Genomic DNA, 14,970 nt, shown 5'->3' with positions numbered 1-14,970 from the left:
AGTCATTCTATTAGGTTTTTTTTGATTTAAGTGCGGCTAAGTGCTTGTTCTAGCAAATTGCCTGTTCTGGCTAGTTATCTATGCGCCCTGCGCCAGCGCTGGCGGAACATAAATACACTGTGGCATCGATGGCGGTTTTTTCGAAGAATTCATGTTCAACGGCGGCAACAACAGCGTCAGTCAGTTCATGGTCGACCAAGGCGACCACGCAGCCGTCGGTCATGCGGATGCCACCACGTTCGCCGATCACTTGGCTTACAATTTCAACTAAAGTATCAAATTCGGGCAGTGTGACTTCAAAATCATCACGCAGTGAAGCATGGGATTCAGCCATTAAACGACTGAATTTTTGGATGTTATTTTGCTCTAGGGCGCGGGCAGCATTTTGAGTTCTTTGGTTCTCAGTGACTACGTGTTTCGCTCGGCGGTATAGCACTTCATCTAAATCGGCCTTTGCACTTTCTAGTTGGCGTAAATCGAGGTGACGCAGTGCATCTAAGCCAAAGTACTCTGCCGCTTGTGCACACTCAGTGCGACGTTGCTCATTGGTCGCGGCTAAGCGTTGTTTCTCGATATGGGCATCTATGATGATAAGGCTTAGGTTTTCTGGAATGGGAATAGCTTCGCTATCGAGATCTAAGCAGTCAATCAGGAGTGCATGGTCTTGCTCACCCATGGCGCTGCACATTTGATCCATGATGCCACAGGCCGACTCAACATACCTGTGTTCGCCGCGCTGTGCGAGTTGCGCCACTGCCATTGGGGATAAATGCAGTTGGCTGGTATCACTAATGGCTGTACCGAAGGCGACAACGAGTGCGCCCGAAGATGAAAGACCTGCGGCAAGTGGCACATCGCCCACAATGGCTAAGTCTAAGCCCTTGGCTAATAAGCCCGTTTGCGCCATAGCCGCGGTAAAACCTTTGAGGTAATTCACCCAGCCATCTTGCGGGTCCATGTCGTTTTCTTGGCCGAAAACCCACTCTTTAATTTGTCCGGGAAACGCATCGGCGACGGCTCGAAACTTAGTGTCGTCACGGCGTTTTACCGCAATGACTGTATGAAAATTAATGGCTGCCGGGAGTACAAAACCGTCGTTGTAATCTGTGTATTCACCGATCAGATTGACGCGCCCAGGGGCTTGATATAAATCATCGGCTTTAGTGCCAAAGGTTTGGACAAATAACTTAGTGGCGCGTTGCGCAGGGTTTGACATGCTGTAAAAAATTCCAAAAAAGCTGAGCTAATTTCGTTACCGTCATCGATTTATATCACGACTGAGTCAGTGATGTAACTGAGATTTTTTGCTGAAATGGCGATAGGCTGCAATGAGTAAATCGATACTGGGATGAGGAGGCAAAATAGCGTATTGAGTGTTTTATCTAGTTAATTGATTTGTAAAGATTAGTCAGCATTTAGTTGGATGCCGCACAAACTAGCAGAGGATGTTACTGCTCGTTTGTGCGACCTGTTATGGCGTGATTTTAATTTAATGCAGCATTAGCAGGCACTTAACTACGTGGCTCCGCATTAAGTTTAGGATCAGGCACTTGTACAGTATCTTCCGCTTGAACTGTGTTTTTCTCCGAGTTTTGCAATAGCTCGTAAATCACATGATCCACAAAACCGGCACCTGCGGCTTCGTACAGGTTGTACACACTGTGTACACCCGATTCTCGAAGCGCCGCAGCATCGTCACTGTACTGCACAATTGCACTGATTTTGCCTTGATAATTCAGTTTTTTGAGTTGCTCAACTGCAAACATATTTCCCGCGTGGTGCGGCATGGCTAGCAGTACCAGTTCAAGATTAGGTGCTCTGTCGAGTTTCTCCCAAAAGTCGGTATCTGAGGCGTCACCTTGCACTACATTGCGACCCTTTGTTTTATGTAAGTCGACTAAGTCTTGCTTGTGTTCAATACCGAGAATTTCCCCATCAAATTGTTCCCTGAGTTCATCATAGGCACCGCTACCAATACGGCCCATGCCTAAGATTAAAAAGCGTGGATTGCCAATGGCGATGGGTCTGTCTTCTGGGTGTAACGGGCGTTTTTCGAGCTTGATTAAACGCTGCTGGAATCGCTGGTAGATATTACCGACGGTGGCGTTAAGTGGCGCGGCGAGTAAAAAACTAAAGCTCAATGCCATGGCGATGATTACTAGCCACTCGGGAGGTAACCAACCTTTATAGGTGGCTACTGCGGCGACTATTAAACCGAATTCACTGAAGTTACCTAGGTTAAATGAGCCCAACATAGAGGTACGTGAACGCAGTTTAAAGCGAGTCAGAATGTAAACAAATAGCAGGATTTTAAGTGGCACTAACAACACCAATAGCGCCGCGAGGACGATATCCGATACCGTAGGTAAGCCGTTGAGCCCTATGGTTAAGAAGAAGGCAACGAGGAAGAGTTCTTTAAAATAGAATAAGGATTTTGCCAGCTCGGAGGATTTTTTGTGGCCCGCCAACAAGATGCCGATAATCAGTGCGCCGAGATCGGGTTTTAAGCCAACAGATTCAAATAACCAAGCGCCAACCACGAGTGCCATAACTAGGCCAAAGAGCACTAAGAGTTCACCGTGGCCGACACGGTCGAAAGCTTTATAGATGAGCGGTTTAGCCAGTGGCAGTAAGAGTAATGCAAAGGCCCATACCGAAGGTACATCGCCTTTAGAAATAGTTAAAAACAGTACGGCGAAGATATCCTGCATAATCAAGATACCAATAGCGACCCGGCCGTAGAGGGATTGCACGTCTCCTTTATCTTCTAACACTTTGACCGCAAATACGGTGCTGGAGAAGCTTAACGCGAAGGCAATTAACGTCAGTTGTTCTAGGTTCAGACTCGTGAGTTGGCTTAAGCCCAGTAAGCCGAAGAGTTTTAGAATCGGCACAAAAATCACGATTGATAGCACTAAGTGCACACTCGACCCCGCCCACACTTCGGCCTTGAACAGGCTACGAATATCGAGTTTTAACCCTATGGCGAATAACAGTAAAGTGACGCCTAGGCTGGCGAGTTCTTGCAGTAATGGCAGACTTTCTTTATCTATTCCTAAGATGAACAGTACAAAGCCTGCCACTAAGTAGCCGATGAGCGGAGGGAGTCCTATACGGCTGACGAGCATGCCGCAGATGAGTGTAATAATGAGGATGCCTGGTTCCACGATGCTCCAATCTAAAAAGTCTAAAATTGTAAGTGATTGTATAAGAAATCTATGACACTTGGATAAAAAAGCGGACTTTTAATGAAAAAAGTCCGCTTTTTATTGGTGTTGCGGTAAATACACTTGGCCGTTAAAATACGCGCGAACTAAATCACTCCGCTGGTCTAAGCCTAAATCGTCACTATTTCACGAGATGATCTAAATGGGTTGCAAAATCTTTGGGGCCCATAAAACCAGTCACGCGTAAATCTTCCCTTTGCTCACCTTGTTCGTTAAACATCAACAGCGTAGGCAAACCAAGCACATTGTATTTTTCGAGTAAGGCCACATCGACCTTGTCACTCTTAGTCACATCCGCTTGTAGCAGTACGATTTTATTCATGCGGGCTAACACGTCGGCATCTTTAAAGGTGATGGCTTCGAACTCTTTACAGGCAACACACCAATCGGCGTACAGATCGAGCATCACAGGCTTACCTTGGGCGGTAGCGGCTGCAATTTCTTGCTCAAGATCTTCAATCGATTTAATGCGTTTAAAGCCATGGACTTCTTCGGTCGTCGCCGCAGTGCCTACGGAATTGTTATTAAAACCAAAGTGTCCCATCACAGCTTGGAATCCGTAGGAGAAGCTCGCCAGTAGTGCCAGCGTTAATAGCACTGAACGTACAGTTTGTTTCCAGTTAAATTCACTGAGTTTGTTCTGATGCATCAAGTAGCCAGTGAAGCTTACGCCCCACAGTGACCAAAGCACATCGGATGTTACGCCTGTCCAAATGCGGCCAAGCATCACGATAGATACAGCGATCAGCAGGAATCCGAAGATAGTCTTGATGATGTCCATCCAAGCGCCGGCTCTCGGTAATAATTTACCGCCTGAGGTGCCGATAATCAGTAGTGGTAATCCCATACCCATGCTGAGTACATACAGGGCTAAGAAACCTTGGAGTAGGTCGCCGGTTTGCGCCACATAAACGAGTGCACCCGACAGCGGCGCGGTAGTACAAGGTGATGCGACAAGGCCAGAAATCACGCCCATCAAGAACACGCCAACTAAGTTGCCGCCTTTTTGATTATTCGAGACTGAGTTCATCTTCTCCTGCCAGCTCGATGGCAGTTTCAAATCGTATAGGCCAAACATAGATAAGCTGAGCACAAAGAACAAAATCGCGAGTACGACTAATACGGCAGGATGTTGTAATGCCGCTTGGTATTTTAGTCCCGCCGATGCAACCACTAACCCTAAGATAGAGTAAGTGATTGCCATGCCTTGGACGTAAGCCATGGACAGGGTAAAGGCTTTTGCGGTTGAGAGCTTTTGCCCTTGGCCGACAATAATACCCGACAAAATCGGATACATAGGGAATACGCAGGGCGTTAATGCCAGACCGACACCTAGACCAAAGAAAATCACTAAAGTCCAAATTAAGCTGTCGTTCGACAGCATTTGGCTCAGGGTATCTTGCTGAGTAATGGGTTGCGTATTGGCTTTATCGGCAGTGCTTGGCTCAGTGCTGGTTTGCTCAGTCGTCGTGGTTGATTCGGCGCCTGCAATTAAACCATCGTTGGCTGCAATCGCCTTTAAAACGACTTCATGCTTGGTCGGTGGATAACACAATTTACCCTCGGCACAACCCATAAAGGTCACTGTGAGCGTGGCATTTTCATCGGCCTGTTTTAAGCCAACGGGAATATCGACATAGGTATAATAGACTTCTTGCTTACCAAAATACTCATCTTCATGGGGCTTTCCCTTTGGTAGAGCGACCGTGCCTAACTCGGCACCATTGACGCTAAATTTAAGCTTGTCGCGGTACATATAGTAACCGTCGGCAATCACCCAATTGAGTTTGACCTGATTACCTTCTTGCTTGGAATCGAAGGCAAATGCTTGATCGACAGGCATCAATTCAGGCTCACCCTTCATGAAGTCGAATTTGTTACCGAAAACCCCTTCACTATGAGCTAAGGGCGCAAGAAGCAATAAAGAAGTGAAAATAAGGCTGAGTAGTTTTTTCATGGCTGAGTGTTGTCTTTTATCCAATCTAAGTAGGCTGGTAGCCCGTGGGTCACAGGCACGGCAATAATTTCGGGTACTTGATAAGGGTGAAGCCTAAGCACAAGTTGTTCTAACTCTGTATATCGACTTTGTAAACATTTAATCTGTAAGCTAAATTCTTGCTCTTCACAGATTTTTCCTTCCCAAGCATAAATTGAACGTATCGGGGCGGAAATCTGAACACAAGCGGCAATACGCGACTCAATTAAAGCTCGGGCCAAGGTATTGGCTTGTACTTCATCGGGGCAGGTAGTGCTAACCACTAAATACTGATGCTGCATGGTGTTAGGTATCGTCTCTTAAGAATCTTAAAGTTCGCTTAAGCCAACTCCGTTAGGCTACTTTACGTGTTTTAATGGTCTCATACATTAGCGGGTTAACAAAAGGGTGAGCTAAATATCAGTGTTTTGCTCCCTTACTTGGTCCTAATGGTTATCCTGACTTGAATTAAGACCGGATAACCCCCATTTAGTTTACAGAGATAGTCAGATAAACCTGAGGTCGGTATGTTTTTCATTATTTTTTTACTCTTTGTGCCGATCCCAGTAATAGAGCTGTCGGTGCTGATCCGTGTGGGTGAAGTGCTTGGCACTTGGACTACCATAGGTTTAGTGCTGTTTACCGCCGTGCTCGGGGTCTCTCTGGTTCGCAGCCAAGGCTTAAACACCTTAATGCAAGTACAACAAAAACTCGCTCGCGGTGAAGCACCGGGGCAAGAAATCGTTGAAGGTATGATGTTAGCTATGGCGGGCATCTTGCTCGTGATTCCCGGTTTTGTGACCGATGCTATTGGCCTATTATTCTTGACGCCATTAACCCGTCGCCCCATTGCTGCCTTGTTGTTCAAACGCATGCAGTTACGGGTTGTTGCCGGTTTACAGGGCACAATGCACGGTGGCTTTCAAGCAGGCCAAGGTCCCTTTGGGCCTAAACCACAGGACCCATTTGGCCAAGCGCCATTTGATGATAGTGTGAAAAAAGACGGTAATGTGTTTGAGGGAGACTTTGAACATAAAGTCGATCCAAGTGATATCAAACCCGCTAGCCATCAACTCTCTGATAAAGCGCAGGACAAAGAACAGGATAAAGATCTTAAGCCTTAGTCTTGTATTGTCTTAGTCGCTTGTTGCGTTAGTTTGTTATTGGATTAACTCAGTTGATTATCGCGTTTATTCGCTTGAGTTTTCTCCCTAATATCCCTATCAATCTGACCTGTGCCGCTGGTTCACCTCCCCCGTAATAGCCATTTCACTCTTAAAAAACTCCAATCCTAATAACCCGCCCACTCAGGTATAAGAGTTAACATGATATTAGATAAAAGCTTTTGGATCGCATTCATGCGATAAAGTAAGGTATTTTTAAATCATGACTCTGTATCCAAGAGAAAAAGCAATATCAGTGCTGTTGTCCATGTTGAGTAGGTTTTCGACGATAGTGAATTCAATTGCACTGTTATTCAGATAATACCTATAGCCTAGAAATACTTCGTGAGAAGGTTTTGAAAAGTCATTATCTGTTTTGAGTAAACCTTCATAATGATGTAATTCAATAAGCCAACCATGACGTCCTATTAAATACTCATAACCTAAAGATAACATTACTGCATGATCTTTATAGTCTATTCCAGATAGACTTTCATCATTTTGTCTAAAGCTTATACCTGTTGTGGAGTAAAAATGATGCATTCCAGATGTATAGCTATAATTCAGCTGTAATGCTTGTTCAAAACGGTTATCTACAAATGGGCCAGAATTAACATGGTTGTAATATAAGCTGCCACCTAGTGATAGACCATAATTATCCTCACTAAGTAATTGATATTCTAAATAGAAATTTAGGGCATTCGTTAGCGTATCGCCAGAAAGATCAGGTTGATTGATACCATTCTTTGAAAATATTTGGTTTTTGTCTTTGATTGTATTGTCGCGGCCATTTTGACCCACACCAAATGCATCATGAAACCAGATAGTGACCGAGTCAAGATGGTTATCCCCACTAAAACTCCACTTATAATTAGTATCAAACATCCATTTTTCAGTGAGTTGCCACTTTATTCCGCCATTAAGAGAATTATGATAATAGTCAGCATAGTAATCGTCAGTTTCAGCCCATACACTTGCTACTGTTGCAGATCCGTATATTTCTTTTTTCCCTTCAGGCAGTGCAAATCCTGAACGAAGTAGAGGCGTTAAGCTACCCGCATGTGTAGGTGATTGGGCATGCACACGAAGTGGCCCATAATGACTATAATTGATATTTTCTGCGAAAGTACTCGGTAAAAATATTACCGTATAAATTAGATGTGCTCTAATAGTCACAAATAAAATTTTCTTTGCATATTTCATCGAAAACTCTTTTTTATCTAATCTCTATTAAAAGCAATGTTTTGTAGTGAGGCTGATGTTATGTATAAATGACTGAAAATTTTCTGTTTGAAGCAATAAAGTTTTTGATTAGACAGATTTCTAATTAATTTTAGAATTAAAAACTACAAAAAACATACCATAATAGTACAAGTGCGAGCCAGAATGACCTACAGATAAACGGGATTGTAGTGAGTATTAGTAAAGTGCTAATAACTGCCAGTAATATTGTCTGTTTACTCATTGTCTGGACGCTATCAAAGCGTAATTTCATGATGTTTCTCAAACATAAATTATTATGCTAACAAAGTAATAACATTGTTTATGTTGTTAGTTATAGGTAGTGGTATTTCAGATGGCATTGTAAATGAATAATCAGCACTAAATATACCGCTGCTATTTACTCGTGTAAATGTGTGTAACAGGTAATTGTCCCGTATTAGCGGTGAAAATATGGAACTGATAGTTCATGTTTTTTAATTAATATATTTATTTATCAGTCATATTAGTTATCGTAATTAAAGACCAATCTCAGTTTGCCAAACTTGTTTATCTAATGGATGTGCTTGTTTAAATTGTCCCTCAAACCGTAATAGATCAAAAATGAAATGGCCAGCCAGCCACGAATGACTGACCGGCCGCGCCGGGAAGCGTTTTTGGATAAAATGCGGAGCAGGTTAGCTGGGTGATTGACCTCCTGTTGCCGTCGCTTTGATATTGAATACTAGGCTGTACATCACTGGCAGTACGATGAGCGTCAGCAGAGAAGCGAAGCCTAGACCGAAAATAATTGTAATCGCCATAGAACCGAAAAACGCGTCGGGGATCAGCGGTATCATCCCGAGCATAGTGGTTATCGCGGCCATCATCACTGGACGAACACGGCTGACACAGGAGTCGATTAAGGCAAAATAGGCTGGTTTACCTTCACTGAGCTCGAGGTTGATCTGATCGACCAAGACAATACCGTTTTTAATCACCATGCCCGACAAACTCAGTAATCCGAGTAGTGCCATAAAGCTGAAGGGCGCATCGAACAACAAGAGTCCCGCTGAAACCCCAATCAATGCCAGTGGCACAGTAAACCAGATCACTAAGGGCTGACGCACTGAGTTGAACAAGAATACGGTAATCAAAAACATCGCCAGATAACCTAAGGGAATTGAGCTAAATACCGACGCTTGTGCTTCACCTGCGGTTTCAAATTCACCGCCCCATTCCAAGCGGTAACCCGCGGGCAAGCTGATCGCTTCGACATGGTCTTTGATTTTGCGCAGTACAGAATCGGCAGTTTCATTGCTACCAAGCTTAGGATCGGCCATTACTGCGAGCATGCGCATGCGATCGCGGCGCATCACCAGCGGATTTTCCCACTCAGTGTTGAAGCTACTGACTACTTGGGTGGCGGGCACAAAGGTATTGTGTTCGCTGCTCCAAATTTGCAGCTTCCATAGGCTGTCGGCCTGCAAACGTTCTTCGGCGGGCGCTCTGGCGACGATGGGCAGCAAGTGGCTGGTTTCTCGGTATAAACCAATTTGCTTACCGCTAAAGTTAACCAATAGGGCATTGTCGAGATCTTGCTTACTGATCCCTGTTTCGCGCGCTTGGGCATTTTCCAGTTGCGGACGGATCAGGGGCACCTGATTACGCCAGTTGTGACGTATGCCATCCATGCTTGGTTCGGCGTGGAAAATCGCCTCGGCTTGAGCACCTAAAGCGCGCAGCACTTCTGGGTTATCACCGTAAAAGCGTGCCTCAATTTTGGCGGCGGGCGAAGGGCCGTTCTCCATGTTTTTTAAACGATATTGTGCCTGTGGGAAACGTTGATTTAACAAGGTTTCTAATTCTGGCATATAGGCTTTAACTGCGTCTAAATCCTGCATTTCTACAATCAACTGGGCAAAGGCGGGATAGCCTTTTTCTGGCTGATAGGGCAGTACGAAGCGCTGCGAACCTTGGCCAATAACGGTTGTTAAGTGTTTTAGCCCAACGTCTTTTTGCTCGTTCAGCGTAAGCATTAACTTCTCGATATCAGCGGTAAAACGCTCGGTCGCCTTGATGTCAGTCCCCTCTAGCATCCAGATATCCACAAAGAAAATCGGCGTGTTAGAAGCAGGAAAGAACACATTCTTGATATGACCAAAGCCCACCACAGCGCTGAAAAGCATAGTGATAACCAGCAGTATGCTCACCAGTCTAAAGCGCAGCGCTACAATTAAGCTTGTGCGATATAAGCTGAAGAACCAGCCCTTGTAGGGGTCTTGGGCTTCTTCATCGCTCGGCGCATCTTTAAATAACAGATGACAGAAAAACGGCGTGAGTGTGATGGCGGTGATCCAGCTGATAAACAGTGAAATCATCAACACTTGGAATAAAGAACGGCAGAACTCACCGGCGGCATTTTGCGATAAGCCAATGGGGGCAAAGGCAATAATGGCAATCACAGTCGCGCCCAATAACGGCCACTGGGTTTGGGACACTATCTGTTTGGCCGCTTCCAAACGGGTCTTACCGCGACGGATACCAATTAAAATGCCTTCAGTAACGACAATGGCGTTATCGACCAACATACCAAGGGCAATAATGAGTGCGCCGAGGGAGATGAGCTGTAGCTCAATCCCGAGCACTTTCATCACGATAAAAGTACCTAGAATCGTCAGCAGTAAGATCAGGCCCATCAACAGGCCTGAGCGCAATCCCATAAACAGCAGAAGCACGGCGATCACTATGGCAATGGATTCCATTAGGTTGATTAAGAAGCCGTTAACTGTCTCATCTACCGCCTGGCTTTGATTATAAACCGTCGCTAAATTCATGCCGATTGGGCGTTGCGATTCAAGCTCGGCTAAACGGTCACTGACCTTTTGCCCGATTTCGACTACATTCACACCACTAGAGAAAGAAATCCCCAGCGATAACGCTGCTTCGCCTTTATTGTGATAAAGCACGTTAGGGGTTTCGTCATAATCCCTTTCAATATTGGCAATGTCGCCAAGGTAAATCAGCTCAGAGCTACCCGGAGGGCTGACGATCAAACGCGCGAGATCCTGCACATTGCTAAATTCGCCCGTGGGATGAATGCGGATACGGTTATCGCCAATCACTAAGCTGCCCGCGTTAGAGACGACGTTTTGATTGTTCACTAAGCCATAGATATAGCTCTGATCTAACCCCAGTGCCGACAGCTTTTGCTGGGAGATTTCAATCACGACTTGCTCAGTGACGTTGCCAGCAACAGAAACCTTTTTCACTCCAGGTACTAGCACTAGCTCGCGGCGCAGATAGTCGGCGTAATTGCTCAACTCGCGGTTGCTGTAATCAGGTCCCGAAAGGTTAAATAAAATGCCATACACATCGCCAAAGTCGTCCATCACCTGTGGCGTTGCTGTGCCCGGCGGCAAGTTTCCCGCAGCATCATTGACTTTACGACGCACTTCATCCCATACCTGCGGTAGGCTGGTTTTATCGTAGCTTTCTTTAATCTCGATTTGGATTTGTGATAAACCCGCACTATTAATTGAAGTCACATGCTTAATGGCGTCGAGTTGCTGCAGGGCATCTTCGAGCGGTAATGTCACTTCTTCTTCAACTTGCTCAGGTGATGCACCGGGATAAGCCGTGATCACTAAAGCTTCTTTAATGGTAAATTCGGGGAATTCTAGTTGCCCCAAACCGGTAAAACTGACGCTACCACCCACGAGTAGTAGCAACACAAACATCCAACTGATGACTTTGTGGCGTATCGAATACTCTGCAATGTTCATCAATTACACCCCACGCTGCCAGCGTAGTGGTTTGACTTTCATGCCATCGGATAATTGAGACACTCCAGCGCTGACGATGAGATCGCCCTTGTTGACGCCCGTTAAAATCTCAACACCTTGATTACTCACGCGTCCTAGCGTCACCATCGTCGGTTTTACTTCACCCGATTGCGCTTGATAAATCCACACTTGCACTTGGCCATCTTGGTCGCGCTTATCGATAGCGGTCACTGGCACTACCGTTGACGCGAGGGCACTAGGATCTTTGACTAAGGCTAAGGTCAACTCGGCACTCATTCCTGGAAGTAGCTGAATATCTTGAGGTTGAGGTAACGAAAATACCACTTCATAGGCTTGGGTGCCCGGCGTGACTTGAGTCGAATATTCTTTAAATTTGGCATCGAAACTTTGCTCAGGGAAGGCACTAAAACGCACCTTAGCTGTAAAGTGAGCTTGATCGGTATATTGCTTCAAACCCGCCGCCATCGACTCGGGAACTTGAATGATAATATCGAGCAAGTTATTGTTTTGTAATGTTAATACACCTTGATTTGCTTGCACTATTTGGTGGTTATCCACTAAACGTTTGGCGACCGTACCGCTAAAAGGCGCCGTTAAACGGGTGTAACTCAGTTGATCGCGTGCAGCGGCTAAGGCGGCGGTGGCCGATTTGAGCTGCGCTTGAGTGCTATCAAACTCAGATTGTGAAATCAGCTTGCGATTGAGTAGCTCGACTTTACGTTTAAAGTCAGCGGCTAATAGTTCATGCTCCGCCTCGCGGGTCATTAAATTATTGTGGGCGTCCCTGTCATCAAGTTTTGCGAGTAAGCTACCTTGAGTGACTCTTTGCCCTTCAACTAATGCCAATTCTGTTAATTGTCCTGAAATGCGGAACGATAATTCTGCGCGACTATTGGCGGCAACGCGGGCTGGAAATGTTCTGAAATCTCCGTCTTCTACATTGAGTACTTCAAACAGTTTAACTGGACGAATTGTTGCCACTTGCACTGAACTTTCCGCAGGCGAACAACCACTGATCAGGGCTGGAAGCAGCATTGTCAGCGGCAAGAGTCGATATGATTTCATGGTGGAGATTTCCTAGTTAACAAATTGTCAGCATTTCTGGGCGCGAAGATACCAGCTAAATTAGTTGCAATAAACGGGATACTTTGGGATTATCAGTCCCACATAATGAGATTGAACTTAAGGTCAAAATGAAGACAGAGGACTTAGCGTTATTCCACCGAATTGCTGAAACCGGTAGTTTGATTGAAGCGGCGGATTTACTTAACTTACCTAAATCGACTGTGAGTCGGCGTTTGCAAGCCTTGGAAGATGAGCTGAACATTAAATTGTTCCACCGTCAGAGCCGCTCTATGACGCTCACTTCTGCGGGCAGTCATTTTTACCAGCGCTCGCAGAATATTTTGGCTCAGCTCGACGAAACCCTATTCGAAATGACCAATGACGATGCTGAGATCAGCGGGCATTTGCGCATTCAAATGTTCCCCATCCACAGCATGAAAATCTTGATGCAGGCCATTTTCCGCTTTATGGATATGCACCCTAAACTCACCTTAGAAGTCATCAGCAGTTCAGAATCCGTTGATATGGTGAAACATAATCTCGATGTGGCCTTTGTGGTCGAGCCTGCGTTGGATACCTTAGATTTAGTAGTGCGGCCGATTTTTACTACTGACTTACGTTTTTACGCGAGCCCTCAATATTTAGCGGCACACGGTACACCTAAAACACCGAAAGAGATTGAAGCACATAATGTGTCTATGTTCCGTTTATCCAACGGCAAAATCTTTAATGAGTTATTTATCGGTTCAGAACAAGAGGTGAGAGTCAGAGGTAATTTCTGCTCCAACAGTATTGAAGTGGCGGTTGAGTTTGGATTGCAAGGACGCGGCATAGTGTATGCGCCTGCTGAAGTCGTGGATGAATATGTACAAAGCGGTGAGTTAGTGACTTTGCTACCTGAAATCCAGCCTCACCAAGGCGAGTGTTTCTTAGCTTATCCATCAAGACGTTACGTGAGTTTAGCCTGTCGACGCTTTATCGACTATATCATGCAAGAGTTAGTGCCAAATGGCGTGCCGATCAACATGAGTGAGCAAGGCCCACGTCGATCCTGCAAAGCCTCTACGGGAGCGTTTTCAGACGATGTGTTGCGCTTTCCCGTTAAAAAATCAAGCTAGTTTACCCCTCGCTAATGGCGTTTGCGGTCGTGATCTTTGTGGGCTCACAGATCCGCTGCGCCAGCCAATAACAGGCAATTCCCATCAAAATATTGGTCACAGGTAACGCGAGCAGCAGGCCTTTAACGTCACCTATATACGATCCCAAGGCTGCTAGCGGCAGCATGAGCAGCACTAAGCGGCACAGATTGATGACTAATGAACTCATAGGCCTGTGGTAGGCATTGAGCGAGGTCGCGACAATAATCACTATACCCAAAGGCCCGTAGGCACAGGGCAGCACTAAGATATAAAAACTCAGCCATTCGATAACCTGCGGATCGGTACTGAATAAATGCGCGATAGGCTCGGCTAAAAAGATCAGGGGGATATAGAGTAAGGTTTGGAAAATAAAGATAAATTTTATCGATAACAGCAGGGCTTCTTTCGCTCTGTGTGGCTGTCCTGCCCCTAAGTTTTGCGCAATAAAGGGCATTAAACTCGACGACAGTGCCATCACCACTATTAATAGCACTGACTCTAACCGAGTACCGGCACCAAAGGCTGCTACGGCGCTGTGATCGATATGCGCCAACATGGCCATAATAATGGCATTGGCTAGTGGATTGATTAAATTCATCAAGGCGGCGGGTTGTGCTATATGGGCTAGTTTGCTCCAGTTCGCGCGCATTCTGTCTATGTCAAAGGCGGCCCATTCGAGCATTTTGCGCCTGACAATCAACAAATATCCCGACAAAGATAAGGCAATCAACCAAGCGAACAGGGTTGCAATTGCGGCGCCTTGGATTTCTAAACGTGGAAATGGCCCAATACCAAAAATCAGTAACGGATCGAGGATAAGATTGATGATTGCCGCCAGTGCCATGATCATCGCCGGCGAGCGAGTATCGCCAGTGGAACGTAAGCCTTGATTGCCTACCATCAACAATACCAGCAGCGGTGCGCTGACATACCAGTAAATCATATAGTCGTGGATCAGTGGCAAGCTGTCATCGTTTGCCCCGAGTAAGCGAAACAGTGGCTCGATAAAAATGCTACCCAGTGCGGCTAAACTGGCGATCAAGACAAAGGTGAGCAATAAGGCATCATGCAAGAACACTTTGGCCTTGTGGGCATTACCCGAACCGATAAGTCGACCTAAATTGGTCGAGACTCCAGCGCCAATACCAATGGCGATGCTAGAGATCACTAAGGTCACCGGGAAGGTAAAACTGATGGCGGCTAAGGCTTCGGTGCCCAATTGGCTGATAAAAAAAGTGTCAGCGAGGCTGAAACCTAGAATGGTCATAATGCCAATTAAGTTGGGGAGGCTCATGTTGAGCAGTACACGACCAATTGGCGCGGTGAGCAGCCCGTGTCTGTCTTTCATGGAAAAATAGTGCCTTGTTAGCGAGCGGAGGCGAGATTCTAGCAGGA

Annotated in this window: 10 protein-coding genes; 2 read left to right on the top strand and 8 right to left on the bottom strand. The window is 45.8% G+C overall.

The genetic code is table 11. From position 1 onward, the window contains the following. Positions 1–70 precede the first annotated feature (70 nt). From galK to cutA, 4 genes are all read right to left on the bottom strand, one after another. Entirely contained in the window at positions 71–1,216 is a 1,146-nt protein-coding gene (gene galK, locus L5L94_RS18515; protein ID WP_028761840.1) for a galactokinase, read from the bottom strand. Between the two features lie 295 nt (positions 1,217–1,511). After that, on the bottom strand, positions 1,512–3,167 hold the full coding sequence (locus L5L94_RS18510; RefSeq protein ID WP_263164477.1) for a cation:proton antiporter family protein: 1,656 nt from the start codon (positions 3,165–3,167) through the stop codon (positions 1,512–1,514). 181 nt (positions 3,168–3,348) lie between these two features. Then, positions 3,349–5,184, bottom strand: coding sequence for a protein-disulfide reductase DsbD (locus L5L94_RS18505; RefSeq protein ID WP_263164475.1), 1,836 nt, complete (start codon positions 5,182–5,184; stop codon positions 3,349–3,351). Beyond that, positions 5,181–5,504, bottom strand: coding sequence for a divalent-cation tolerance protein CutA (cutA, locus tag L5L94_RS18500; protein ID WP_113940010.1), 324 nt, complete (start codon positions 5,502–5,504; stop codon positions 5,181–5,183). Before cutA ends, L5L94_RS18505 begins: the two co-directional genes overlap by 4 nt. Before the next feature lie 225 nt (positions 5,505–5,729). On the opposite strand from cutA, the gene L5L94_RS18495 reads away from it, so the two are divergent. Continuing rightward, positions 5,730–6,326: an FxsA family protein gene (locus tag L5L94_RS18495; protein WP_263164473.1), complete on the top strand. Its 597-nt coding sequence runs from the start codon at positions 5,730–5,732 to the stop codon at positions 6,324–6,326. A gap of 255 nt (positions 6,327–6,581) precedes the next feature. Here the strand turns inward: L5L94_RS18495 and L5L94_RS18490 are convergent, their stop codons facing one another. The 3 genes from L5L94_RS18490 to L5L94_RS18480 form a co-directional block, all read right to left on the bottom strand. Next, positions 6,582–7,568, bottom strand: a complete 987-nt coding sequence (locus tag L5L94_RS18490) for a DUF3187 family protein (RefSeq protein ID WP_263146623.1) — start codon at positions 7,566–7,568, stop codon at positions 6,582–6,584. Positions 7,569–8,263: 695 nt separating this feature from the next. Beyond that, positions 8,264–11,350, bottom strand: a complete 3,087-nt coding sequence (locus L5L94_RS18485; RefSeq protein ID WP_263164471.1) for an efflux RND transporter permease subunit — start codon at positions 11,348–11,350, stop codon at positions 8,264–8,266. Positions 11,351–11,353: 3 nt separating this feature from the next. After that, positions 11,354–12,436 (bottom strand): efflux RND transporter periplasmic adaptor subunit, encoded by a 1,083-nt coding sequence (locus L5L94_RS18480; RefSeq protein ID WP_263164469.1) that lies wholly within the window; start codon positions 12,434–12,436, stop codon positions 11,354–11,356. A 128-nt stretch (positions 12,437–12,564) separates the two neighbouring features. Between L5L94_RS18480 and L5L94_RS18475 the strand changes: the two genes are divergently transcribed. Continuing rightward, positions 12,565–13,554: a LysR family transcriptional regulator gene (locus tag L5L94_RS18475; RefSeq protein ID WP_113940006.1), complete on the top strand. Its 990-nt coding sequence runs from the start codon at positions 12,565–12,567 to the stop codon at positions 13,552–13,554. A gap of 1 nt (position 13,555) precedes the next feature. Here the strand turns inward: L5L94_RS18475 and L5L94_RS18470 are convergent, their stop codons facing one another. Further along, positions 13,556–14,923, bottom strand: coding sequence for an MATE family efflux transporter (locus tag L5L94_RS18470; RefSeq protein WP_263146631.1), 1,368 nt, complete (start codon positions 14,921–14,923; stop codon positions 13,556–13,558). Positions 14,924–14,970 lie beyond the last annotated feature (47 nt).

The sequence above is a fragment of the Shewanella sp. SM21 genome, assembly GCF_025654335.1.
Taxonomy (GTDB): domain Bacteria; phylum Pseudomonadota; class Gammaproteobacteria; order Enterobacterales; family Shewanellaceae; genus Shewanella; species Shewanella oncorhynchi.
The sequence above is the reverse complement of the archived record's forward strand: the minus strand, read 5'-3'. Positions and strand labels throughout refer to the sequence as shown.